Here is a 25,103-nt window from a genome sequence, read left to right on the forward strand (position 1 = left end):
TCCTTTCTAAACAGCCCAAAAATCGTATGAAAGAATCATACGATTTTATCTATTAGTTGACTAAACTATGGTACAAGTCCAGGTAAGATTTGCAGGCTGTATCCCATGAGAAATCACATTCCATAGCTTGTTTTTGTAGATTTCTCCAAACTTCCGGCTGGTACTTATAAACATCCAAGGCTGTTTGGAAACTCCAGTTAAGCCAGTATGGTGTTAAATTATCAAAGCTAAATCCAGTTCCAGTTCCTTCTATCGGATTGAAGGATTGAACAGTGTCACGCAAGCCACCCACTTCATGAACCAGTGGTAGAGTTCCATAGCGCATCGCCATCATTTGAGACAAACCACATGGCTCAAAACGACTTGGCATGAGGAAGAGGTCACAAGCTGCGTAGATTTCTTGAGCAAGTTTGACATCAAAAGTGATATTTGCTGATAGCTTGTCTGGATAGACTTGCGCAAACCAGGAGAAGGAATGTTCAAAAGCAGGATCTCCTGTTCCTAAAAGGACTATTTGAACGTCCTCCTGTAAGAAACGATGCAAGCTTTCTACCACAACATCAAAACCTTTTTGGCGTGTCAATCGAGAGACAATCCCAACTAGAGGAACATCTGCTCGCACTGGTAACCCAACTCTCTCTTGCAATTTTGCTTTGTTTTGAGCTTTTCCAGACAAATCTTCCTTATCAAAATGATAGTCTAAAAGTGGGTCTGTTTGAGGATTATAAAGATCTGCGTCAATACCATTAACTATACCTGAAACCTTACCTGACTCCATCCGAAGAATCTGATCCAAACCGCAACCAAACTGACTGGTCATAATCTCGTGCGCATAGCTAGGGGAAACGGTTGAGACACGATCCGCGTAGAGAATACCAGCTTTCATCCAATTGAGACAATCATTCCAGCGAAGGGTGCCATCAGCATAGCGTTCAAACCCAACACCGAACAAATCCCACAACATTCCTTCAGAAAATTGACCTTGGAATTCCAAATTGTGAATGGTTAAAACGGTTCTGATACCTTGATATGCCTGAATCCAATGGTACTTTTCTTTTAACAAGAAGGGAATCATGGCTGTGTGGTAATCATGAATATGGAGAAGGTCAGGGATAAAGCCGATGCGTTCCATGGCTTCAAGAGCAGCCAGTTGGAAAAAGGCGAAGCGTTCACCGTCGTCAAAATCACCATACACATGACCACGGAAGAAATAATACTGATTATCAATGAAGTAGAAGGTTACGCCATTCAAAACCGTCTTCTTAATACCACAGTACTGTCTACGCCATCCTACACTAACTTCAAAGTGAAGAACATCCTCTATCTGGTCACCGAACTTAGCTTCTACCATATCATAATAAGGTAAGAAAACTGCAACTTCGTGCCCCGCTTTTACAAGTGATTTGGGAAGTGCACCAATGACATCGCCCAAACCACCTGTTTTTGAAAAGGGTGCTCCTTCTGCCGCTACAAATAAAATTTTCATGAATAAATGTCCTCTGTTACTGTTTCACCCTTCTTAACTACAACTGGATGTTCTGCTGTGCCTCGAATGACAACACCGTCCGCAACTTCAACTCCTTTGTCTAGGATGGCATATTCAACTTGGGCACCTTGACCAATCACAACTCGAGGGAATAGAATGCTGTCCTTCACCACACTATCTTTGTGAACATAAATGTTACGAGATAGGACTGACTGAACTACTTCACCCTCAATGATACTACCAGAAGCAAACTGAGAACTTCTTACTTTTGAAGTATTCGCATAGTAGGTTGGTTCTTCATTCTTAACTTTTGTATAAATCTTTTGATTTGGTGAGAAAAGAGAGTAGAATTTTTTAGATTCAAGCATATCGATGTTTGCTTGATAATAGGACTGAACAGAATGAATGTTCGCTAAGTAGCCTGTGTATTCGTAAGCAAAAGCTCCTTCTTTTGCAGCTAAATCACGAAGAACATAGCGTAACTTTTCAGGATATTCTTTCTGAGCTTCTTCTTCAAGTCGTTCAATCAACCAAGGAGTATCCACAACAAAGATATCTGTAGACATGTTGAAGAGTTCATCCGTAGATTTGTTATCAAAGAGTTTGTGCGAACGAACATGGTCAGTTTCATCAATTTCTAAGATAGCATTCACATCTGAAATGTCTTTCTTCGGAAGTTTCTTATATACAACTGTGATCGGACCATTTGTTGTATTGTGTAGGTGGAAGACTTGATTCAAGTCAATATTCACCAGCACATCGCAGTTAATCGAAACGGTTTGGTTTGAACCTGAACGTCTCAAGTAGGTGAGAAGCTGTTGGTAATACTCTTTTCCAACTGTACTGCTTTCAACACGAGTATTGTAAATTCCTAGATAGTAGTGACTTAGAAGGGTTGACAAGCCCCACTCACGACCTGAACGGATATGGTCGAAAACTGAGCTGATATTATCTTGTTGGAAAATACCAAAGATACTACGAACACCTGCATTTGCAAGACTGGAAAGGGGGAAGTCAATCAAACGGTATTTCCCACCGAAAGGCAAGCTAGCCACCGGACGGTGTTCTGTTAACGTTGACATATCATGAAAACCAACTGTGTTTCCTAAAATGGCTGAATATTTATCAATCTTCATCTGTTGCTACCCCCACTACTTCATTGTATCCTACTACTTGTACTTCGTCCGTTCCGTCAATCTCTACGCCGTCAGCAATAATGGCACCCTCACCAATGATAGCACGAGTAATCTTTGCGCCATGGCCAATAATAGCTCCGCTCATGATGACAGAATCAACGACCTCAGCGCCTTCACGTACTTGTGCTTCTGTTGAAAGAATCGAACGTTTTACAGTTCCATCTACAAAACAGCCATCCACGACCAATGAATCTTCAACGTGTGCATGCGCACCAAAGTAGTTTGGTGGTGAAATCAAGTTTCTAGAGTAAATTTTCCACTGACGATTGCGGCTATCCAAGGCATTTTCTGGCGAAATGTACTCCATATTAGCTTCCCAAAGTGACTCAATCGTACCAACATCTTTCCAGTAGCCATTAAATTCATAAGCATAGACACTTTCACCAGACTCGAGATAGTTAGGGATAACGTTCTTCCCAAAGTCTGACATATCCACATTGCTCTTTTCAGCAGCAACAAGCATATTGCGAAGTCGTTTCCAGTCAAAAATATAAATCCCCATCGAAGCCTTTGTAGACTTAGGTTGCGCAGGTTTTTCTTCGAATTCAACGATACGGTTATTGGCATCTGTATTCATGATACCGAAACGGCTAGCTTCTTTGAGAGGTACGTCTAGGACAGCTACTGTCAAACTGGCATTGTTATCCTTATGGGACTGAAGCATATCATCGTAGTCCATCTTGTAGATGTGGTCACCAGAAAGAATCAAAACATACTCAGGATTAACACTGTCGATGTAGTCAATGTTTTGGTAGATAGCGTGACTAGTCCCTTCAAACCAACGGTTTCCTTCGCTGGCTGAATAAGGTTGTAAAATAGAGACACCTGAATTGATACCATCCAATCCCCAGCTAGAACCATTTCCAATATGGTTATTCAAAGCAAGAGGTTGGTACTGCGTAATCACACCAACATTATGGATTCCAGAGTTTGCACAGTTGGAAAGAGCAAAGTCAATGATACGGTAGCGCCCACCGAATTGCACTGCCGGTTTGGCAATGCTTTGAGTGAGTTTTCCGAGACGAGTTCCTTGCCCACCCGCAAGGATCAAAGCTAGCATTTCATTCTTCATTTTCTACTCCTTTATAAAGACATGTGAACGTTAAAATCGAAAGAAGGTCGGAAGTCAAACTTTTTATAAAAATAATAGGAAATCCATTTCTCTTGTGTTTCAAGTCCAATACAAGTAAATCCGTTTTTAAAATCTAAAAAATTATAATCATCAGTCCATTATTCTTTTTTCTTGGTTGGTTTCAAACGACGCTTGATCTTCCAGATGCTTGCCCCCATAGCAGGCAGGGTAAAGGTCAAAGTCTGCTCATAATCTTTCCATAAGCCTTCTTGAGTCTGAACTGTTTGATTGTGCTCTTTCCACACACCTCCCCATTCTTCTAGTTCTGTATTCCAAACTTCTTCGTAAATACCTGCAACAGGTAAACCAATCGTAAAGTCCTTACGTTCAACTGGTGCCATATTAAAGACACAGACTAACATTTCGTCCTTCTTGCCCTTACGAATAAAGGAAAGGACACTCTGATCTCTATTATCAGCATCGATAATCTCGATACCATCATAACTAGTATCAATTTCCCAAAGACAACGATGCTCTTTATAGAATTGATTCAGTTGTGAAGTGAAATGCTTCATCTTGGCATTCATCGGATCTTCTAGATTAGACCATTCTAACTGCTCTTCAGACTTCCACTCGAGGAATTGCCCGTACTCACTACCCATGAACAAGAGTTTCTTGCCTGGATGACAAATTTGATAGGTGTAGAGGTTGCGCAGACCAGCGAACTGATTGTAGCGATCTCCCCACATCTTATGCATCATACTCTTCTTACCATGAACTACTTCATCATGTGAGAAAGGCAGGAGATAGTTTTCATTGAAAACATACATAAAGCTGAAAGTCACAAGATTAAAGTCATACTTGCGATAAATCGGATCTTCCTCGTAGAAACGGAGAATGTCATTCATCCAGCCCATATTCCATTTATAGTCAAACCCAAGGCCGCCCATTTCTTTCATGCCAGTAATCTTTGTTGCTGATGAACTTTCTTCTGCAATCATCATGATATCTGGATGAGCAAGCTTGATAACGGTGTTCAAACGTTGAAGGAAATAATAACCCTCGTAGTTAAGGTTTCCACCGTCTTTGTTTGGAGTCCAAGGAGCATTATCATAATCTAGATACAGCATATTGCTCACTGCATCGACCCGAATACCATCTAAGTGGTAAAAATCAATCCAAAATTTAATACTTGAGATCAGGAAAGACTGGACCTCATTTTTCCCGAGGTCAAAATTCAGTGCACCCCAACCATAGTTATGAGCCTTGTTGTGGTCTTGGTATTCAAAAGTTGGTGTACCGTCATAATATGCTAATGCATCATCATTAATAGTGAAATGACCCGGAACCCAGTCGACGATAACACCGATATTATTTATATGACACTCTTCAACGAAATCTTGGAATTCCTCAGGTGTACCATAGGAATGTTCAAAAGCAAAGTAACCCATAAGTTGATAGCCCCAGCTCAATCCAAGTGGGTGAGCCATTAAAGGCATGAACTCAATATGTGTATAGTTCATCTCAACTAAGTATGGAATCAACTCGTCTTTCAGTTGCGAAAAAGTATAGGGACTACCATCTGGATTTCTCTTCCAAGATCCTGCATGGGCTTCATATATATTAACTGGTCTCTCGAAAAATCCCAGACGTTTGCGACGTGCTAGCCAAAGGCCATCTTTCCATTTCTTTTCACGGATATTGGTCAAAACAGCTCCTGTACCCGGTCTAGCTTCAAAATAAACTGCCAAAGGATCGATCTTCATAATCTGGTGACCATTTGCACGCGTGATATGATATTTATAAATCTGACCTTCCTGGGCTTGACTCGTAAAGACTTCCCAAACACCTGCTTCATTACGAACCATAGGAATCTGATTCTCAACCCAATCGGTAAAATCACCAACTAGATGAACTGCTTGTGCATTCGGGGCCCAAACCCTAAAGGTATAGCCTATTTCTCCGTTTTTCTCCTCTCTATGCGCTCCTAAATAATGCTGGAGGTGAAAGTTCTCACCTGTAGTAAAGGTTCTTAATGCTTCTTGATTATTCATTCAATCCCCTTTCTTTTGTAAGCGTTTTCTATAATTCTATTATACACTCTTTTAAGATAACTTTCAAGTAATTTACGAAGGAAATCATATTTTTTTATGAAAGCCTTCAAAAAATTACCTAGCATTTTAAAAAAGATATCCAGAAAATAGAACACGAAACAATTTCCATATATTTTTTTATTATAATACCAGAATATTCGTTTTTTATCAATTTTAAACTGCATTTTTTTGAAAAAAATAAAATCAGGAAGTCGTTTTCCTGATTTTATAAATTATTTCACATCAAAAACAATGGATTTAACATTTGTCATCGCTTCGATACTATATTTAATTCCTTGTACTCCTGCACCAGAACCTTTTACACCAAGGAATGGGAAATTATCTGGTCCACGTTGTGTTTTATTATTAATATGAACGGTACCAACTTCAAGTTTTTCAGCAATTTCAAACGCCTTCTTAAAGTCATTTGTAAAGACTGAAGATTGAAGACCGAATTCTGATTCATTAGCAATTTCAAGTGCTTCATTGGCATCTGCAACTCGAATAATTGGGAGAACAGGTCCAAATGGTTCTTCCCAGGCTAATTTCATATCTCTTGTGACATAATCAAAAAGTCCTGGCCAAATGAGATTATTCTCACGTTTGATTGGGCTGAGCGCTTTGGCTCCTTTTTCCTGAGCATCTTCAATCAATCCCCAGATGAAATCAGCTGAAGCATTATCAATAACTGGCGTGATATCTGTATTGTCAAATGGATCACCGACTGTTAGCTTAGCAGCTTCAGCTTGGAGCAATTCTGCCAATCTGTCTGCTACGCTTTCCACAACCAAAACACGTTTGATAGCGGTACAACGCTGACCAGAGTAGCTAAAGGCACCACCTACGATTTGCTTAGCTGCATTTTCTAAATCTGCATCTTCTAAGACAATTGCTGCATCTTTCCCACCAAGTTCAAGCATAATCGGGCGCATACCAGCTAAACGACCAATACGCTCACCAATCGGTGTTGAACCTGTAAAGTTAATGAAGTTCACTTCCTTGTGTTCGATGATGTAGTCTCCGATTTCAGAACCACGTCCAGTGATGGTGTTAAAGACACCTGCTGGGATTCCTGCTTCGTCAAATGCTTTAGCTAGCAAGAGGCCAGAAATAGATCCTTGTGTTGGGGGTTTGAACATAACGACATTTCCTGCAATCAAAGCCGGAGCAATCTTAGATCCAGAAAGGTTGACTGGATAGTTAAATGGTGCAATAGCTAAAACGACACCAACTGGTTCACGACGGACAACGGCTAGTTTATTTTTACTTGCAGCTTCAAAACCGCCACCTTCCATTGCTTGTCCAGTGATACGGAGACCTTCCTCGGCAGCAAAACGAATCAATTCTGCTGTACGTACTACTTCTCCAATGGCTGCTTTAATCCCTTTTGCAACCTCTTTAGCAAGAATGGTACCAATTTTTTCTTTGTCACGTTCCAAAATGTCTGCTGTCTTATGCAAATAGGCTGCACGCTCAACGGGTGCTAAATCACGCCATGCTGGGAGAGCTGCACGCGCTGCTTTCATCGCCTCATCTACTTCAGCCTGACTCATAGCAGGTACTGTACCCAACTTTTCTTGATTGATGGGAGAATAGATGGCAATTTCATTCTCTGATGATTTCCATTTTCCATTCACTAAATTCTGATAATGTGTCAAATTCTCTTCCTCCTGAAAATGATTAAAACTTATTTTATCAAATTTTCAGAAAATTACAACCCCTTTTTGGAAAATATTGATATTTTTTTCACAAACTTGATTCTTCAAATTATTTGAAATTTATTCCTATTAGATATTGGTTTTTCAATAAAAATAAAAAAGGTCTAGAGTTAACTAAACCTTTTTGTAGTATTTACTATGAAAGTACCTTCAAGACTGCAACGCTGATATCATCAATCACATTAGACTCTTGAGAACGACTGTTGGACACAAGCATTTCAAGATTTCCTGCATTTTCAAAGTAGAAGGAGGTTCCCTTGGCATTAAATACCACCAATAAATGCTCTGCAGCACCGTGAATTTCGTAAACAATCCACCCACTATTTTCAGCAGCTGTATGGACGAAGACATGACGATAAACTTCTTCATATGTAGGATAAGAGAAAGCACGCGTTTGTGTTTTTAGACGAATAATCTGACGGATAAATTCAATGCTCTCTTGTCTCTCATTGATTAAATCCCAGTTGACCTGGTTGACACTATCTGGAGCATTATAACTATTCATGGCGCGTTCTCTATCTGCCGGAGTCAGCTCACCATTTTCTCCAGTAGCAAGGAGTTTGGTGCGGCCAAATTCTTGACCCAACTCTATAAAGGACATCCCTTGCATAAGAACGCTCATCGCTGTTGCTGTCTCAACCTGACGCATAATCTTATCTGAACTGTAATCTGGATGAAGGGTTACTAACAAATCATGCAAGTTGTAATTATCATGGGCTTCCACATAGTTAAGAACTTGGTTTGGACTAAGATATGAGCCCAACTCTCGGCTACCAAGAATAGCTTTGGCTACAATCGGTTCTGTAGCTGCACCACTAACAAATCCTGCCTTGATTGAGCCATAAACTTCTCCTCCTTTGATGGCATCACGCTGATCATCATTGAAGAATCCAATATTTGGCATCTGGTAGGCATTGTCCTTCTTGGCCTTATCATAAGGCGCAAGACCGATCCCCATATCCCAACCTTCTCCATAGGTGATAATACGTGGATCAACTTCATCAAGTGCCCAACGAATTGCCTGCATGGTTTTGACATCGTGAATTCCCATCAAGTCAAAACGGAAACCGTCAATATTGTATTCTTTCACCCAATAAAGGAGTGAGTCAATCATGTACTTACGGTACATTTCGTGTTCGCTTGCGGTTTCATTTCCAACACCTGTTCCGTTTTGAAAGGTTCCATCTGGATTCATACGATAGTAATAATCAGGAACAGTTGTTTGGAAAGGTGCATCGACCGTTGAGAAGGTATGGTTATAAACGACATCCATAATGACACCGATTCCTGCATCGTGATATGCCTGAATCATGGTCTTGAGGTCTCGAATAACCTGTCCAGGATCATCTGGGTTACTAGAGAAACTTGGTTCTGGGGCATTGTAGTTTTGAGGATCATAACCCCAGTTATAGGTTACATTTCCGTCCTCGTCGTATTCCTTATGGCGATCAAAGATTGGTTGGAGCTGAACATAATTACAGCCGAGTTCTTTGATATAGTCAAAGGCGGTTGCTTGGTCGAATTGGTTGGTCGTTCCTGTCTGGGCAGCACCAAGGAAGGTCCCTCGAAGATTTTCTGGAACTCCAGATGTTGGCGATTTTGTAAAATCACGAATGTGCATCTCACAGATAACCGCTTTACATGGGTTTTCCAAACGCCAAGGAGCGTCTGTCCCATGCTTGACTTTAAATCCTTCTACCTGTCTATCTTGCTGAGAGAGAATGACGGAACGTTTCCCGTCAGGGCTTGTAGCAATAGTGTAAGGATCTCGTGTCAAAGTCTGATGGTGCGGAAATTCAATCTGATACTGATAAGCTTTACCTGCAAGATTTTCATCCAGGTCTACACTCCAAACACCAATGGTATTGTACTTATGACTATATGAATAGCTATTCCCACGCTCTAGATTATAGGTTTTCCAAATCGGAGCATCGTTGCTGGTATTTTCATAGACAACCACCTGTACAGCTGTAGCGGTTGGAGCCCAGAGTTTAAAGCTTGTCTGGTAGTCAGAGATACTATACCCCAACTCTCCTTGGTATCCCCAATGGTGATCAAAACTTTCACTGTGAAAGGCTTTATCAAAAGCAAACGGGTTTCGATCTTTATAGCAAGAACTTGCAATGGCTGGATTTTCAGAATAATAAACCGTCTCATCACCATCCAAAATCCAAACCTCAGTCAACAGTGGATAATAGTTAAACCGTAGGAGATAATCTTTTGTCTTTCCATCTATTTCGACAGAAAAGGTCAGAGTATCGAGCCTTTCTGCACTTGTAACTGTAAAGGAGAATTTTGCTCCAAAATAGTCATTTTCATAATACAAATTTTCTTTAACATCTGCCTGTTTTCTACTGAATGAACAAGCATCATAATCCCCATTTTTTCGGTGAAAATGGATGACTACTGGGTATCTATACATTTCTTTTCCTAATTCCTAATTTCAATTTTAATTTTTTTATGTGGTGCTGAAGAATTTAGCGGGAATTTCAGCACAATAGAGAATAGCATTAATAGATATAAAAATACATCAGGAGAGATAGTTTCAGACTATCTAACATCTAGTTTTCAACTATTCTTTACAAACTTTCTAGCCAAGCTTCATCTCGAACTTCGATACCAAGTTCTTGTGCTTTTTGGAGCTTGCTTCCTGCATCTGCTCCTGCTACTACAAGATTCGTTTTCTTGGAAACACTGCCTGTGACTTTGGCACCCAGACTTTCAAGTTTGCTTTTGGCTTCTGAGCGCGTGAGACGTTCCAATTTTCCTGTTAATACAACTGTCAAACCTGACAAGGCTGCATCTGCTACTACTGTCTGCCCTTTGTAGTCCAGATTAACTCCAGCATCTTTCAACTCATCTAAGAGAATCTTCGACCCTTCTGTAGCAAAAAAAGTCTGAAGACTTTGAGCAATCACACTACCCAAGCTTTCAATACTTGCTACTTGCTCAGGATCAGCTTGGGCTAGATTTTCAATAGAGTGGAAATGTTGGAGCAAGAGTTGGCTAGCCTTGCTTCCGACATGGCGAATTCCCAGACCAAACAAGAGCTTTTCAGCAGAGTTTTCCTTGGATGCTTGAATGGCCTGATACAGTTTAGAAGCAGACTTTTCCTTGACACCTTCTAAAAGGAGAAAATCATCTTCTTTCAAACGGTAAATATCTGCCACATCCTTGACTAAATTGGCAGCAAAAAGCTTTTCAACAATAGATGGACCAAGTCCTGTAATATTCATGGCGTCTCGAGAGGCAAAGTGAATCAAACCTTCCATGATTTGAGCAGGACAACGAGGATTGATACAACGAAGAGCCACTTCATCTTCAAAGTGCAACAAGTCAGAGTCACAACTTGGACAGTTTGTTGGGATATCTAGTTTTTCTTCAGAAACACGCTTGGACTCTACCACACGCAAAACAGCAGGGATGATATCTCCAGCCTTATAAACGATAACCGTATCGTCTTTGCGGATATCTTTTTCAGCAATATAATCTACATTGTGCAGTGTTGCACGGCTAACAGTTGTCCCAGCAAGCTGAACAGGTGTTAGGTTTGCAGTTGGCGTAACAACTCCAGTACGCCCGACTGTCCAGTCAACTGAAAGGAGTTGGGCTTCTTTTTCCTCAGCAGGGAACTTGTAAGCAACTGCCCACTTGGGCGCTTTAACGGTAAAGCCAAGCTCTTCTTGACCTGCTAGGTCATTGACCTTGATGACCACTCCATCAATATCGTAAGGTAGTTTCTCCCGTTCTTGTCCTACTTCTTGGATAAAATCCCATATCTCATCTATAGTTTTAGCAAGGATTCGCTTTGGATTAACTACAAAACCAAGCTGTTCAAGATGCTTCAAGACTTTCTCTTGGCTATCGCGAGTTGAAGGACTGGCTTCTTGATAAAGGAAAGTGGCAAGATTGCGCTTGGCAACTACCGCCGTATCCAACTGACGAAGGGTCCCAGCTGCTGCATTACGAGGATTGGCAAATTCAGGCTCCCCATTTTCTTGGCGGGCTTGGTTGACCTGATCAAAGGAAGCGCGTGGCATGTAACACTCTCCACGAACGGTGATATCTAGTTCTTCGGGCAAGGTCAAAGGAATGTCCTTGACGCGCTTGAGGTTTTCGGTGATATTTTCTCCAATAGACCCATCCCCACGTGTGGCACCAACAACCAAAATCCCTTTTTCATACGTAAGCGAGATAGACAAACCATCGATTTTCAGCTCGCAAATATAGGTCGGTTGGGGTAATTCTTTTCGCACACGCGCATCAAAAGCTTCTAACTCTTCACGTGAAAAAGCATCCTGCAAACTGTATAGAGGATACTGATGACTGTATTTTTCAAAACCATCTAAAACCTTACCACCAACACGATGGGTCGGACTGTCCGCTAAAACTTGATCTGGATAGGCAGCTTCCAATTCGACCAACTCTCGGTAGAGACGATCATACTCGCTATCTGACACCGAGGGATTGTCACTCGTATAGTACTCGGTCGCATAGCGGTTAAGTAAGGCAACTAACTCATTCATTCTTTCATTCATAATCCCATTTTACCACAAAGCAAGCCCTCCTCACAATAGAGAAGGACGGAAAAATGATTCGTAGTGAAATATTTTCTAAAAAAAAAGAAATTATAACTCTTTTTTAAAATGACTTCGCACGTAAATGAGGGAGAAACAAGACAGGACAATAACCCCGCTTCCAATTATCAGAAAAGAAGAGAGATGGACACTTGGTAGCACCGTCATAAAGCCTTTTGCAATCGGCATAAATAGGATGGCTAAGGTAAAAATAGTGCTTAGGACTCTCCCCAAGTATTCCCCCTCAACCTTGGTTTGAACCTGAGTAAAAAAGTGAATATTAAATATCGTCATAAACAGTTCACAAACTAAATTTCCAGAAAAGGAAAGAAAAGTTGGCAGTGGTAATCCCATCATAAAAACTCCAACTCCAGTCAAGGCCAATAGAATCAAAAGATTATAAACACCTGCCTTTATTTTGCTAGCTAGAAGAGCTCCAATAATGGAACCAATAGCGCCCATAGTCAAAATAGTTGCATAAGCTCCTTCTACCCCGTAAAGCCGTTCTGAAAAAGGGAGGAGGAATTCAAAAGCTGCAAAAAAGAAATTAACACTGGAAGCGACTAACAAAAGAAAAAAAATTTCTTGCTGGCGCCAAATATAGCGAATCCCTTCTTTCATATCAGCAAAAATATTTTTCCAGCTGAGAGTCCTTTTCACTTGTTCCTTAGCCTCTTTTTTGGGTAGAAAAGCTACTAAGGTAAATGCGATGAAAAAACTAATGGCATCTAAAACGAGCGTCATATGGAGACTGGCAAATTGTAAAACGAGGAAAGAAAGTACAGGGGAGCTAACACCTACAACCTGCAAAACGAGCTCTAAGCGAGCATTATAGGTCACAATCTCGTCTTTCTCTACAACCTCAGTTATAATGGCTTTATTGGCTGTACGAGAAAATGCAAAGGCAACCGCCTGAACAATATTGGCAAAAATCAAGGCAGCAATCATCAAGCTATCATTTCTGATGAAAGAAATAGCTAAACAGAGAATACCACAAACCAAGTCTGTCGTCATCAAAATTTTGCGACGCGAAAAGCGATCTGAAATCACTCCGCCAAAGGGATTGACCAGAATCGATGTGACGAGTTCAGAAATCTGATAAATCCCAAGAACAGTCTGTCCTATCGTCCCCATTGATGCCAACCAAACACTGTTTCCATAATCATAGAGCATATTTCCTATCTTATTAATAGCACCACGACTAATCAACTGGATTGCATGTCGATTCATATAAAAAACCCCTCTCAAATTTTGAAACTATTGTATCAAAACTGAAAGGAGTCTCTTTATTTTTCCCTTATTTGGGAAATTTAAGGATTTACAAATTTTTCATAATGTTCCTGATAGTAAGCCACTTGCTCTGGAAGTCCAAGCACAGCAAAAATATGCATGGCCTCCCGCATCTGACTACAACCCTCTTCTTTCAAGTCTCTCTGGTAGAGGGCGAAACCTTTGAGATAATGGAAGATATTGCGCTCATAAAGCTTGATACCATTTCCAATTAACTTCTCCACATAGCCCTCAAAATAGTCCGCATCCGCAAAGGATCGATTTTCCAAACAATGCTGGTAACAGTTAAGAGCTAAAATCAAAACAAGTTTTCGATGCCGACCAATTTCCTTGTAGTAGTCTTCCCTCTCCATCACTTCTCTGCCAATTCGAGCCACATAGTCCACATTGTAGAAAGTATAGAGATTTCCGAAAAGAATCAACTCATACATAGTCCATTCTTCTGTTTGAAAAAGATAATCTGCTACCTTTTCCAAATCACTCTGCCTCATCGTGTAATAAGCATCTCTTTGACAAATCAGTCCTTGTAGCAGAATCCAATTCAGCTTAAAATAGAGGGGATTGGTCGAACTCTTAGCCTTTTCAAGTTGTTCTCTTTGAAGCTTTTGAAAACCTGCAATATCATTTGAGTAGTAAAGCGGAATAATCTGTGCCATCAAGGCAACATGTTCATGATTTTGAAAATCCCTAGCCTTGTCCATGAAATTTTCAATAGTCACATGAATATTATCCAAAATCTCAAAGAAACGGGAAACTGCTAAATCAGACTCACCAAGCTCAAAGCGAGATAACTGAGAGGTCGAGCAAGAATCGCCCGCTGCTTCCTTTAAAGAGTAGTTCCCACTGGTTCGAAATTCACGAAATACTTTTCCAAGATGTTCCATTTCTTACACCTGCTCTGATAATTCTTCCCACTCAAGCATTGCTTCTTCCTGACGATGGTTAATTTTGTCCAGTTCAGTCTGCAATTCCATGAGCTTTTCAGCATCGTTGGTTTCCAGCATTTGTTCAGAAATGGCTTGACTTTGAGTTTCTAACTCTTCAATTTCAGCTTCCAAACTCTCGATTTGTCGCATGAGTTTGCGAACTTCTTTTTGACTTTCTTTCTGGGCCTGGTAGTCATTAACTGAACTTGCTTCTTTTGCCTGATTGCTAGTTAAAAGTTCCTCAGCTTGACTCACTTCTACTTCTGCTTTCTTATCAACATAGTAGTCATAATCTCCAAGGTAGAGGGTTGAACCACTCTCAGACAATTCCAGTACATGAGTGGCTACACGATTAATAAAGTAACGGTCGTGGCTCACAAAAAGAAGGGTTCCATCAAAGTCAATCAAGGCATTTTCCAAGACTTCCTTGCTATCAATATCCAAGTGGTTGGTCGGCTCGTCCAAAATCAAGAAATTGTTGTTTTCCATTGAAAGTTTGGCAAGCAACAGACGAGCTCGTTCACCACCAGACAGCATTCCGACTGACTTTTTAACATCATCACCAGAGAAGAGGAAGGCACCAAGGCGGTTGCGGATCTCAACTTCTGGTGTCAGTTTAAAATCATTCCAAAGTTCATCCAGAACAGTATTACTTGGTGTTAGCTTACTTTGAGTCTGATCATAGTATCCAACCTCAACATTGGCACCAAAACGCTTCTCTCCCTTGATAAAAGGAATCTGGTCCACAATAGACTTGATAAAGGTTGATTTGCCAATACCATTTGGTCCTACGATGGCAACAGCATTCATCTTACGGAGGTCAAGGTTGATAGGCTCTGACAATATTTCCCCATCATAGCCAATGGCCGCATTTTCAACGGTTAAAACGATATTACCTGATGTTTTTTCAGACTGGAAGGTTATATTGGCTGATTTCTTACTAGTTTCAGGTTTGTCCAAACGCTCCATTTTTTCTAGTTGTTTACGGCGAGATTGAGCACGTTTAGTCGTTGAAGCTCGGACTAGATTGCGATTGACAAAGTCTTCTAGAGCCGCGATTTCCTTCTGTTGCTTTTCATAGTTTTTTGCCTCTGTAGCTAGCTTTTGCTCCTTTAACTCAACAAAGCGAGAGTAATTGCCTACATAACGATCTAAGGAATGCTTGGTCAAATCCAGTGTAACAGTCGCAACCTTGTCCAAAAAGTAACGGTCGTGGCTGACAATAATGAGGGCACCGCTATAGTTCACTAAGTAATTCTCTAGCCAGGCTATGGTTTCAATATCCAAGTGGTTGGTTGGTTCGTCCAAGACCAAGAGATTGGGCTTTTCAAGGAGCATTTTAGCCAGTGCCAGACGAGTATTTTGGCCACCAGAAAGCTCGTCAATTTTCATCTGCCACATAGACTCGTCAAACTTGAATCCATTTAAGATAGCACGGATATCAGCTTCGTAGGTAAAGCCACCAGCCTGACGGAAGTTCTCTGATAAACGATCATAATCCGCCATCAGTTTATCCAGATCTTCACCAGACTTTTCACCCATCTCCAGTTCCATCTGACGAAGTTGCTTCTCAGTCCGACGCAAGTCATCAAAGACGTGAAGCATTTCATCATAAATGGTATTTTCAGACTCAAAACGGCTATCTTGGGCTAGGTAAGACAGAGAAACATCTTTTTTCTTATTGATTTCTCCACTGGTCGGCTCCTCTTCCCCAACCAAAATCTTCAAAAGAGTGGACTTACCTGCCCCATTTTTCCCAACGAGGGCAATCCGGTCTCGTTCATCAACTTGCAGGTTGATATTATCAAAAAGAACCTCTCCTGCAAAAGAACGTTCAATTTTATTAGCTTGTAAAATAATCATACATCTATTTTACTATCTTTTTCTCTTTTGCACAATTGCAATGAAAAAAGTTCGAGTCATAAACTCGAACCTTTCATCTTAGTATCCAATGCCTCCACGGAATGTGCGAGCCATATCTTTCAATTCATAGTTTTTAGAAGAGGTATCGATGGTCCATTTTCCATCTTTCTTGGTCATTTTAATTTCATAACCCTCTTTCTTCATGTTATCACTAGTGTCTAGAGGAGTTGAATCAAATTGACTCGGTGCATTTTCTAAAATGTATTTTTCACCAGCTTTCATAGCTTCAGAGTAGTTGCTATATTTACCTTTGTTTTCTTCGTAGAATTTACGGCTCAATTCATAAACATTCAAGTTATCCAAGTCGATTGTTTCTGGTCTAACATAAACAACAGCATAATCAGGCAAGTATGTCTTCACCTTGTAATCAACTTTTGCTCTCTTAGCATTTGCTTTGATGTAGGCATCTGCGAATGTTCTAAGTTCTGAATCAGATGGTTTGTAGTTATAGAAACCTTTTCCGAATGACTCTGTAAATTTCTTGATAAACTCTTCTTTATCAGCTTTCGCATCGTTTGTGAATTCAGCACTATTATCAGAAGATTTTTTATCATCAGCAAGTGCTACAACTTGCGACTTTTTGTCAGTAGCACTTAGGTTCGTTCCACCACCAGAGCTTTCCCCATTAAGGTAAACAGCATCGACATATTTTTTCATTACATCTTTCGCTTCATCAATATTGTCTTCATACTGACTTGGATCCACCTTGATTGCTACATCGTTATTCTTTTTAGAATTTTCTTTGATGTCATCGTAAAAGCTAGGTGCAAAGTGAAGTTCATACTTAGCATTCTTATCGACTTCATACACTACATAACCAGCAACGCTCTTTCCTTTAGAAAGACTGTCACCATATGACATAAATTTAGTTTTACTGTCGCTTTCATAAACTTGAATTGGTTGTAATTTTTCATCCTTTTCATTGTATAGCGTGATATCTTGGCTAGTAAAACTAAACTGTTTATCACGATTGTTCTTGATTTCGACTTGAAGTGCAAGGTATGTTGATGATGAATCCTCATCTTTAGGCAATACATACATACCGTCTTTTACAGAAACCTCAAAATTAGAGTTTGAAGCTGTACCATTGTCGCTTGCTTTTTTTTGAGCTCCACAGGCAACCAGTGCTAAAGCTGATAAAAGCAAGGCAGAATGCTTAAGAATTTTTTTCATAATGGATTCTCCTTTAATGATTTACTATATTTTACCATACGCAGAATAAAAATCAAAACAGAAACCAAATATTTTCAAAATATCTTAAATTTATAGAGTTTTAACTTAAATTTTTCTATACGTTCATTTGATACATTAAAGGATTCTTTATAAAAAGAATAGAATATAACAATATTTACGATTTATTTTATTTAAAATCCCACAAAAATACTATAACTTTTAATATTTTAAAAAATTGGATAATTGGTTTTCATCCCTAAGTTAGTATAAGTAAGCACAGTACTCACCATTTTCCCGCTAAAGTGCATAAGTAAATTTCCTACATTTTAAGTTATGCTAACGTTTTACTAAAATGTCAAATCGTGATATAATGAAAGCGATTAAAGCAATAAACAAAGGAGACACTCTATGACTTACCAAGAAAATTATCTAAAATGGGTCGATTTTGCTGACCTTCCAGACTACCTTCGTCAAGATTTGGAAAATATGGACGAAAAAACTAAGGAAGATGCCTTTTATACCAATCTTGAATTTGGTACTGCTGGTATGCGTGGTTTGATTGGTGCTGGTACAAACCGCATCAACATCTACGTTGTTCGTCAAGCTACCGAAGGTTTGGCTCGTTTGATTGAATCAAAAGGTGGAAATGAAAAAGAACGTGGTGTGGCAATTGCCTACGATAGCCGTCACTTCTCACCTGAGTTTGCCTTTGAATCTGCTGCAGTTCTTGCTAAACACGGTATCAAATCTTACGTATTTGAAAGCCTTCGTCCAACTCCAGAACTGTCATTTGCTGTTCGTCACCTCAACTGTTTCGCAGGTATCATGATTACTGCCAGTCACAATCCTGCTCCATTTAACGGTTACAAGGTTTATGGTGAAGACGGTGGGCAAATGCCTCCACATGATGCAGATGCTTTGACAACTTACATTCGTGCAATCGAAAATCCATTCGCTGTGGAAGTTGCTGATGTCGAAGCAGAAAAAGCTTCTGGTTTGATTGAAGTCATTGGCGAAGCTGTCGATGTTGAATATCTTAAAGAAGTTAAAGACGTAAACATCAATCCAACCTTGATTGAAGAATTCGGTAAAGACATGAAGATTGTCTACACACCACTTCATGGTACGGGTGAAATGTTGGCTCGTCGTGCTCTTGCTCAAGCAGGATTTGACTCTGTTCAAGTTGTTGAAGCACAAGCAACTGCTGATCCTGACTTCTCAACTGTAAAATCTCCAAACCCAGAAAGCCAAGCAGCCTTCGCACTTGCTGAAGAACTTGGTCGTCAAGTTGGTGCAGATGTGCTTGTTGCAACTGACCCTGACGCTGACCGTGTTGGTGTTGAAGTTCTTCAAAAAGATGGAAGCTACCTCAACCTTTCAGGTAACCAAATCGGCGCTATCATGGCTAAATACATCTTGGAAGCCCACAAAAATGCTGGAACTCTTCCTGAAAATGCAGCCCTATGTAAATCTATCGTATCAACTGACTTGGTAACGAAGATTGCTGAAAGCTACGGCGCAACTATGTTCAACGTTTTGACAGGTTTCAAATTTATCGCTGAAAAAATCCAAGAATTCGAAGAAAAACACAATCACACTTACATGATGGGATTTGAAGAAAGCTTCGGTTACTTGATCAAACCATTCGTACGTGATAAAGACGCCATCCAAGCCGTTCTTGTCGTTGCTGAGCTTGCTGCCTACTACCGTTCACGTGGTTTGACACTTGCTGACGGTATCGAAGAAATCTACAAAGAATACGGCTACTACGCTGAAAAGACCATCTCTGTTACCCTTTCTGGTGTTGATGGTGCTGAACAAATCAAATCGATTATGGCTAAGTTCCGTAACAATGCTCCAAAAGAATGGAACGCAACAGCTATCACTGTCGTAGAAGACTTCAAGGCTCAAACTGCTACTGCTGCTGACGGTACTGTTACAAACTTGACAACTCCTCCAAGTGATGTTTTGAAATACACTCTTGCGGATGGTTCTTGGATTGCAGTTCGCCCTTCAGGTACAGAACCAAAAATCAAGTTCTACATTGCCGTTGTGGGTGAAAGCAACGAAGATTCACAAGCTAAGATTGCCAACATCGAAGCAGAAATCAATGCGTTTGTTAAATAAGAAATTATAAAAGATGAGACCAACCAATCTCATCTTTTTTTCGTATCAAATCTAAGCATTTTTAGAAACTTTATGGCATACTAGACTTATCAATGAAAGCGAGGTAATCTCATGGAACAATTTTTAGAAAACATTAAAGACCTTGAAGTCACTACAGTTGCGCGTGCACAAGAAGCACTCGATAATAAAGAAACAGCAACCTTCTTTATTGGCCGTAAAACTTGCCCTTACTGCCGTAAATTTGCTGGCACATTGGCAGGTGTCGTAGCTGAAACTAAAGCCCACATCTACTTCATCAACAGTGAAGAACCAAGCCAACTCAATGAATTGCAAGAATTCCGCTCACGTTATGGAATTCCAACCGTACCAGGATTTGTTCACATTGCAGATGGCCAAATCAATGTCCGTTGCGACTCTTCCATGTCCGCACAAGAAATCAAGGACTTTGCTGGATTGTAAAAAAAACCACTCATCGAGTGGTTTTTTTATGGTCTAAATTATTTTTTTCAAGCAAGTCTTGTATCATTCTATGCAGTTCATCAATCTTTACAGATTGTTTTTCTAGTAATATCCTTTGAGCTATTAATTCGTCTTGGAGTTTATCAAGCTTTATCTGCTCATCTGGATTATCCTTTACAAAAAAGTTTGTCAAGGCACTCGTTAACATCCCTATTGTGCCAATACCAACAAGCATTAGTAAAACAGCTAACCACTTCCCAAAAATCGACGCAGGAACAATATCTCCATAACCAACAGTCGTCACCGTTACAAGCGCCCACCAAAGACTATCTGAAAAGGATTTTTCTTCAACAACAGATAAAATTGAACTCCCTACCAGTACAATAAAAGAATTGAGATAGAAAATATACAGTAAACCATTTGTTCGTAAGAGTTTTCCAATTTTTTTTTTCAACTTGCCAGTCAATCCAACGACTCTTAAAAGACGAGTTAGTTTCAGTAATTTTGTCAGCCTTGCTAAGCGGAAGATACGCCCTAATCGAAATACTGTAAAAATAGCATTCAAAGGAAGGATAGCTAGCAAGTCGAAGATATTTTCAAGTATAAATCTCCATTTTTCTTTACTTGAAAAGAACCGCCAACCATAATCTACCACAAAAACAAACCAAATCAGTAAATCAATAATACTGTAGGGTGGATTATCCAAATCAATCATCTCAGAAAATCCAAGCAAGACAAGGACAACGGATATCAATGCAAGTATGATAATCGTTGTGTCATAGTAATCCTTTAATAACCATTTTCTCTTCAAACTGCTACTCCTTTAATTTTTTTAATCATTATATCACACTAAAACCCTGATAAAGTACAAAACAAAAGAAGGCACTCGCCTTCTTTTTTATATGTCTGTCAATGGTGTTGCAGTGTCTGGTGAGGTATCATAAACTTTAAAGTCTACTCCGACTCCCAGATCAGCTTGCGCTAGCTGGTTGACCATAGTCATATGAGCCAGCTCCTTGATATTGTTCTCTTTGGACAAGTGACCAAGATAAATTTTCTTAGTCCGATTTCCCATTGCACGAATCATGGCCTCAGCACCGTCTTCGTTAGAAAGGTGACCGAGATCTGATAGGATTCGTTGTTTGAGACGCCAAGCGTAAGATCCTGCTCGCAAAATCTCCACATCGTGGTTGGACTCGATGAGGTAACCGTCCGCATTCTCGACAATTCCTGCCATTCTATCACTAACATAACCTGTATCGGTCAGCATGACGAAGCTCTTGTCATCTTTCATAAATCGGTAAAACTGTGGTGCTGCCGCATCATGGCTCACACCAAAACTCTCAATGTCGATATCACCAAAGGTTTTGGTTTTACCCATTTCAAAGATATGCTTTTGCGAAGAGTCTACCTTGCCAAGATACTTACTATTCTCCATAGCCTGCCAAGTCTTTTCATTGGCGTAAAGATCCATACCATATTTGCGAGCCAAGACACCGACTCCGTGGATATGGTCTGAATGCTCATGCGTAATCAGAATCGCATCCAGATCTTCAGGTTTGCGATTGATTTCAGCTAGCAGGCTAGTAATTTTTTTACCAGACAAGCCCGCATCTATTAGGATTTTCTTTTTTGGGGTTTCCAGATAAAAGGAATTTCCACTGGATCCTGATGCTAAAATACTGTATTTAAAGCCTTTTTCACTCATTCTAGTCTTCTATTTCGTCCTCCCATATTTCTTCTTTTACGGCATCCTTATCATAAGGGAGCACGATGGTAAAGGTTGAGCCCTTACCGTATTCACTTTTGGCCCATATAAAGCCATTGTGTTGTTTGATGATTTCTTTTGCAATGGCCAGACCTAGACCAGTTCCACCTTGAGCCCGGCTTCTTGCACGATCCACACGGTAGAAGCGGTCAAAGATCTTCGGCAAATCTTGCTTTGGAATACCTAGACCTTGGTCTTTGATGGATAAAATCATCTGGTCATCTGTGGTCTTCATGCTGACAGTGATTTTCCCACCATCTGGTGAATACTTGATGGCATTGTTAAGAATATTATCAATCACCTGAGTCATTTTATCGGTATCAATCTCGATCCAAACAGAATTGATTGGGTAATCTCTAACAAGTTCATATTTTTTCTCGTCATCCTGACTTCTCATCTTATCAAAGCGGTTGAGAATAAAGGTGATAAAAGCTGTAAAGTTAATCAACTCCACATCCAACTGAGTGGACGCATTATCAATACGAGAGAGATGCAAGAGATCTGTTACCATCCGCATCATACGGTTGGTTTCATCGAGTGAAACCTTGATAAAATCAGGGGCAACAGGATCATACAGAGCTCCCTCGTCCAAGGCTTCAAGATAAGATTTAACACTGGTCAAAGGAGTTCGCAACTCGTGACTCACGTTCGAAACAAAGAGTCTTCGCTCACGCTCTTCCTTCTCCTGCTCGGTCGTATCATGTAAAACAGCAACCAAACCAGAGATGAATCCAGACTCACGGCGAACCAGAGCGAAACGTACACGAAGACTCAGGTATTCACCATTCACATCTTGGGAATCAATCATCAACTCAGGAATCTGTGTAATCAGGTCACGCAGTTCATAATCATCCTCTATCTTAAGCAATTCTAAAATGCTTTTGTTAAGGACATCTTCTTTCTGCACACCTAATTGTTTCTTAGCCATGTCATTAATCATGGTAATTTGACCACGGCGATTGGTCGCAAGCACTCCATCTGTCATGTAAGAAAGAATACTATGCAGTCTTTTACTCTCTTGTTCCAGATTTTCTTGGGTCAAACGAATAACTTCTGACAAATCATTGAGGTTATTGCTAATATTGGTGATTTCTGTACTGCCTTGTAAGTCCAAAACTTGAGAATAATCACCTGCAATCAAGTCCTTAACCTTTTGATTTATCTCCTTCAGACGGATATTATCCCGACGATTTTCCAGTAACAGCAAGGTCACCACCAAGATAAAGCCAAGTAAAATCAAGATAAAGATAAAATCACTGGTCAGAATAGTTTGTCTAATATCTTCAATCATTATTTCTCATATAGTAGCCAACACCACGACGGGTGAGGATATACTCTGGACGGCTTGGAGTATCTTCAATTTTTTCACGCAAACGTCTGATGGTCACGTCCACTGTACGAACATCACCAAAATAATCATAACCCCAAACAGTCTCAAGCAAGTGTTCACGCGTAATCACTTGTCCAATATGGGAAGCCAAGTGATATAAGAGCTCAAACTCACGGTGGGTCAAATCTAATTCCTCACCGTATTTTTTGGCCACGTAAGCGTCTGGAACAATTTCCAAATCGCCAATCTGAAGTGGCTGGGATTTCTTCTCATCAGACTCTTGACTATCAACTGAAACCAAGTCGGTACGGCGAAGTAAAGCCTTGACACGCGCCTGCAATTCACGATTTGAGAAGGGCTTTGTGACATAATCATCTGCCCCTAGTTCCAAACCGATAACCTTGTCAAACTCGCTATCCTTAGCTGAGAGCATAATGATAGGAACACTACTGGTCTTGCGAATGGCTTTGGCTACTTCTAAACCATCAATTTCAGGTAGCATCAAGTCTAGGATAATAATGTCGGGTTGCTCAGCTTCAAATAGCTCGATTGCCTCACGACCGTTGAAGGCTGTTACAACTTCGTAGCCTTCTTTGGCCATATTAAACTTAATAATATCTGAGATTGGTTTCTCATCATCTACAATTAATATTTTTTTCATTTTATCACCTTTTCTCTATCTATTATAACAAAAAAATGCAAAGAAGGTACAAATGGCTACTATAGGCCTTTATCTTCAAAAGTTGTTTTATAAGCCTGCCAAATTTTTTGTTGAGGTTTCGCAAGTGGATAATCAGAAAACTCCTGAGGAGAAACCCAACGAATTTCTCTGTCCGAAAACTGCTTTGTTTCTGTCACCTGGCCAGCTTGGATTTGAATATGCCATTTCCGATGACTAAATACATGCTTTACCTGGTCAAATACTTGCTGGGACCAATTCACTTCTAAATCATAATCCTGCTCAAAGTTTTCTTGAGGACTTGGTCCAAATGCTCTGCTTTCCTCTGTGACTTGAGAAAAGAGATCTAGCTGATCGTCATCACTTGAGAAATCATCAACTTCAATCAAGGGGAAATGCCAAAATCCAGCTAGCAGTTTTTCGCTTTCATTTTTCTCAAGTAGATATTGACCACGGTCATTGCGTACAACCAAAGCCTTGAGATAAATTGGGAGAGGCTTTTTCTTGGGTTCTTTAATCGGATATACATCCATGGTCCCATTCTGATAGGCTGCGCTAAATTCCTTAACAGGGCTTTCTTCTGGTCGAGGGTTAACTGGTGCCTCTATGTCAGAACCTAAATCCATCAGAGCTTGGTTAAAATCACCTGGTCGTTTCGGATCAATCAAGATTTCCATCATAGCTTGGAAAATCTTTCGATTGCTGGGAACTCCGATATCATGATTAACCTCAAACAAACGTGCCAAAACTCGCATGACATTGCCATCGACCGCTGGCTCAGGCAAATTAAAAGCGATACTGGAAATAGCTCCCGCAGTATAAGGGCCAATCCCTTTTAAACTAGAAATTCCTTCATAGGTGTTTGGAAATTGACCACCAAAGTCAGCCATAATCTGCTGGGCTGCAGTCTGCATATTGCGTACTCGAGAATAATAGCCCAATCCCTCCCAAGCCTTCAACAGACGCTCTTCAGGCGCATTCGCCAAACTTTCTACTGTTGGAAAACAGTCCAAGAATCGTTCGTAGTAGGGAATAACTGTATCCACTCTGGTCTGCTGAAGCATGATTTCAGATACCCAGATGTGATAAGGATTTTTACTTCTCCGCCAAGGCAAATCTCGCTTGTTTTCATCATACCAATTGAGGAGTTTTTCACGGAAAGAAATGATCTTCTCCTCCGGCCACATGACGATACCGTATTCTTTCAAATCTAACATATATCTAGTATAACATAGAAGCTTCTAACTGTCCTTTTCTCAGTACTAAAAAGCCTCTTCCCATGGGAA

At 40.2% G+C, this 25,103-nt stretch carries 18 protein-coding genes; 2 read left to right on the forward strand and 16 right to left on the reverse strand.

Annotation, left to right across the window (positions count from 1 at the left end; translation table 11 throughout):
* Positions 1-52 precede the first annotated feature (52 nt).
* From glgA to P8P68_RS02555, 11 genes are all read right to left on the reverse strand, one after another.
* On the reverse strand, positions 53-1,486 hold the full coding sequence (gene glgA / locus P8P68_RS02505; RefSeq protein ID WP_278276099.1) for a glycogen synthase GlgA: 1,434 nt from the start codon (positions 1,484-1,486) through the stop codon (positions 53-55).
* Positions 1,483-2,622 (reverse strand): glucose-1-phosphate adenylyltransferase subunit GlgD, encoded by a 1,140-nt coding sequence (glgD, locus tag P8P68_RS02510; protein ID WP_000687055.1) that lies wholly within the window; start codon positions 2,620-2,622, stop codon positions 1,483-1,485. Before glgD ends, glgA begins: the two co-directional genes overlap by 4 nt.
* Positions 2,612-3,754, reverse strand: a complete 1,143-nt coding sequence (locus P8P68_RS02515) for a glucose-1-phosphate adenylyltransferase (RefSeq protein WP_000787250.1) — start codon at positions 3,752-3,754, stop codon at positions 2,612-2,614. Before P8P68_RS02515 ends, glgD begins: the two co-directional genes overlap by 11 nt.
* 158 nt (positions 3,755-3,912) lie before the next feature.
* On the reverse strand, positions 3,913-5,808 hold the full coding sequence (glgB, locus tag P8P68_RS02520; RefSeq protein ID WP_001064530.1) for a 1,4-alpha-glucan branching protein GlgB: 1,896 nt from the start codon (positions 5,806-5,808) through the stop codon (positions 3,913-3,915).
* 272 nt (positions 5,809-6,080) lie between these two features.
* Complete coding sequence (locus tag P8P68_RS02525) at positions 6,081-7,505, reverse strand: NADP-dependent glyceraldehyde-3-phosphate dehydrogenase (RefSeq protein WP_278276100.1); 1,425 nt, start codon at positions 7,503-7,505, stop codon at positions 6,081-6,083.
* Between the two features lie 196 nt (positions 7,506-7,701).
* Positions 7,702-9,987, reverse strand: a complete 2,286-nt coding sequence (gene pulA, locus P8P68_RS02530; RefSeq protein WP_278276101.1) for a type I pullulanase — start codon at positions 9,985-9,987, stop codon at positions 7,702-7,704.
* 157 nt (positions 9,988-10,144) lie between these two features.
* Complete coding sequence (ligA, locus tag P8P68_RS02535; RefSeq protein WP_278276102.1) at positions 10,145-12,103, reverse strand: NAD-dependent DNA ligase LigA; 1,959 nt, start codon at positions 12,101-12,103, stop codon at positions 10,145-10,147.
* A gap of 90 nt (positions 12,104-12,193) precedes the next feature.
* Positions 12,194-13,372 (reverse strand): MFS transporter, encoded by a 1,179-nt coding sequence (locus P8P68_RS02540; protein WP_278276103.1) that lies wholly within the window; start codon positions 13,370-13,372, stop codon positions 12,194-12,196.
* An 80-nt stretch (positions 13,373-13,452) separates the two neighbouring features.
* Positions 13,453-14,316: an XRE/MutR family transcriptional regulator gene (locus P8P68_RS02545; protein ID WP_049479328.1), complete on the reverse strand. Its 864-nt coding sequence runs from the start codon at positions 14,314-14,316 to the stop codon at positions 13,453-13,455.
* 3 nt (positions 14,317-14,319) lie between these two features.
* The gene (locus tag P8P68_RS02550) at positions 14,320-16,221 is read right to left on the reverse strand and encodes an ABC-F family ATP-binding cassette domain-containing protein (protein ID WP_065371805.1); all 1,902 of its coding nucleotides are present in this window, start codon (positions 16,219-16,221) and stop codon (positions 14,320-14,322) included.
* A gap of 78 nt (positions 16,222-16,299) precedes the next feature.
* The gene (locus P8P68_RS02555; RefSeq protein ID WP_000722099.1) at positions 16,300-17,454 is read right to left on the reverse strand and encodes a DUF4352 domain-containing protein; all 1,155 of its coding nucleotides are present in this window, start codon (positions 17,452-17,454) and stop codon (positions 16,300-16,302) included.
* A gap of 408 nt (positions 17,455-17,862) precedes the next feature.
* Here P8P68_RS02555 and P8P68_RS02560 point away from each other — a divergent pair, with 408 nt between their 5' ends.
* On the forward strand, positions 17,863-19,581 hold the full coding sequence (locus P8P68_RS02560) for a phospho-sugar mutase (RefSeq protein WP_278276104.1): 1,719 nt from the start codon (positions 17,863-17,865) through the stop codon (positions 19,579-19,581).
* Between the two features lie 111 nt (positions 19,582-19,692).
* Complete coding sequence (locus P8P68_RS02565; protein ID WP_000434660.1) at positions 19,693-20,040, forward strand: thioredoxin; 348 nt, start codon at positions 19,693-19,695, stop codon at positions 20,038-20,040.
* Between the two features lie 10 nt (positions 20,041-20,050).
* Here the strand turns inward: P8P68_RS02565 and P8P68_RS02570 are convergent, their stop codons facing one another.
* The 5 genes from P8P68_RS02570 to mutY all read right to left on the reverse strand — a co-directional run bounded on the left by P8P68_RS02570 (position 20,051) and on the right by mutY (position 25,034).
* On the reverse strand, positions 20,051-20,851 hold the full coding sequence (locus P8P68_RS02570; RefSeq protein WP_278276105.1) for a potassium channel family protein: 801 nt from the start codon (positions 20,849-20,851) through the stop codon (positions 20,051-20,053).
* A gap of 87 nt (positions 20,852-20,938) precedes the next feature.
* Entirely contained in the window at positions 20,939-21,748 is an 810-nt protein-coding gene (locus tag P8P68_RS02575) for an MBL fold metallo-hydrolase (RefSeq protein WP_070838541.1), read from the reverse strand.
* A 1-nt stretch (position 21,749) separates the two neighbouring features.
* Positions 21,750-23,099, reverse strand: a complete 1,350-nt coding sequence (gene vicK / locus P8P68_RS02580; RefSeq protein ID WP_070800488.1) for a cell wall metabolism sensor histidine kinase VicK — start codon at positions 23,097-23,099, stop codon at positions 21,750-21,752.
* Positions 23,092-23,799: a response regulator YycF gene (yycF, locus tag P8P68_RS02585; protein ID WP_000722057.1), complete on the reverse strand. Its 708-nt coding sequence runs from the start codon at positions 23,797-23,799 to the stop codon at positions 23,092-23,094. The genes vicK and yycF overlap by 8 nt, the downstream gene beginning before the upstream one ends.
* A gap of 59 nt (positions 23,800-23,858) precedes the next feature.
* Positions 23,859-25,034, reverse strand: a complete 1,176-nt coding sequence (gene mutY, locus P8P68_RS02590; RefSeq protein ID WP_216732761.1) for an A/G-specific adenine glycosylase — start codon at positions 25,032-25,034, stop codon at positions 23,859-23,861.
* Positions 25,035-25,103: the final 69 nt, after the last annotated feature.

It is taken from the genome of Streptococcus sp. D7B5, assembly GCF_029691405.1.
Lineage (GTDB): Bacteria > Bacillota > Bacilli > Lactobacillales > Streptococcaceae > Streptococcus.

Bases quoted from the DNA above. Each gene is read 5' to 3' on its own strand.
- glgB (WP_001064530.1), bottom strand. From the start codon at position 5,808: ATGAATAATCAAGAAGCATTAAGAACCTTTACTACAGGTGAGAACTTT.
- P8P68_RS02550 (WP_065371805.1), bottom strand. From the start codon at position 16,221: ATGATTATTTTACAAGCTAATAAAATTGAACGTTCTTTTGCAGGAGAG.
- mutY (WP_216732761.1), bottom strand. From the start codon at position 25,034: ATGTTAGATTTGAAAGAATACGGTATCGTCATGTGGCCGGAGGAGAAG.
- P8P68_RS02515 (WP_000787250.1), bottom strand. From the start codon at position 3,754: ATGAAGAATGAAATGCTAGCTTTGATCCTTGCGGGTGGGCAAGGAACT.
- P8P68_RS02540 (WP_278276103.1), bottom strand. From the start codon at position 13,372: ATGAATCGACATGCAATCCAGTTGATTAGTCGTGGTGCTATTAATAAG.
- P8P68_RS02560 (WP_278276104.1), top strand. From the start codon at position 17,863: ATGACTTACCAAGAAAATTATCTAAAATGGGTCGATTTTGCTGACCTT.
- P8P68_RS02565 (WP_000434660.1), top strand. From the start codon at position 19,693: ATGGAACAATTTTTAGAAAACATTAAAGACCTTGAAGTCACTACAGTT.
- P8P68_RS02545 (WP_049479328.1), bottom strand. From the start codon at position 14,316: ATGGAACATCTTGGAAAAGTATTTCGTGAATTTCGAACCAGTGGGAAC.
- glgD (WP_000687055.1), bottom strand. From the start codon at position 2,622: ATGAAGATTGATAAATATTCAGCCATTTTAGGAAACACAGTTGGTTTT.
- yycF (WP_000722057.1), bottom strand. From the start codon at position 23,799: ATGAAAAAAATATTAATTGTAGATGATGAGAAACCAATCTCAGATATT.
- glgA (WP_278276099.1), bottom strand. From the start codon at position 1,486: ATGAAAATTTTATTTGTAGCGGCAGAAGGAGCACCCTTTTCAAAAACA.
- vicK (WP_070800488.1), bottom strand. From the start codon at position 23,099: ATGATTGAAGATATTAGACAAACTATTCTGACCAGTGATTTTATCTTT.
- pulA (WP_278276101.1), bottom strand. From the start codon at position 9,987: ATGTATAGATACCCAGTAGTCATCCATTTTCACCGAAAAAATGGGGAT.
- P8P68_RS02555 (WP_000722099.1), bottom strand. From the start codon at position 17,454: ATGAAAAAAATTCTTAAGCATTCTGCCTTGCTTTTATCAGCTTTAGCA.
- ligA (WP_278276102.1), bottom strand. From the start codon at position 12,103: ATGAATGAAAGAATGAATGAGTTAGTTGCCTTACTTAACCGCTATGCG.
- P8P68_RS02575 (WP_070838541.1), bottom strand. From the start codon at position 21,748: ATGAGTGAAAAAGGCTTTAAATACAGTATTTTAGCATCAGGATCCAGT.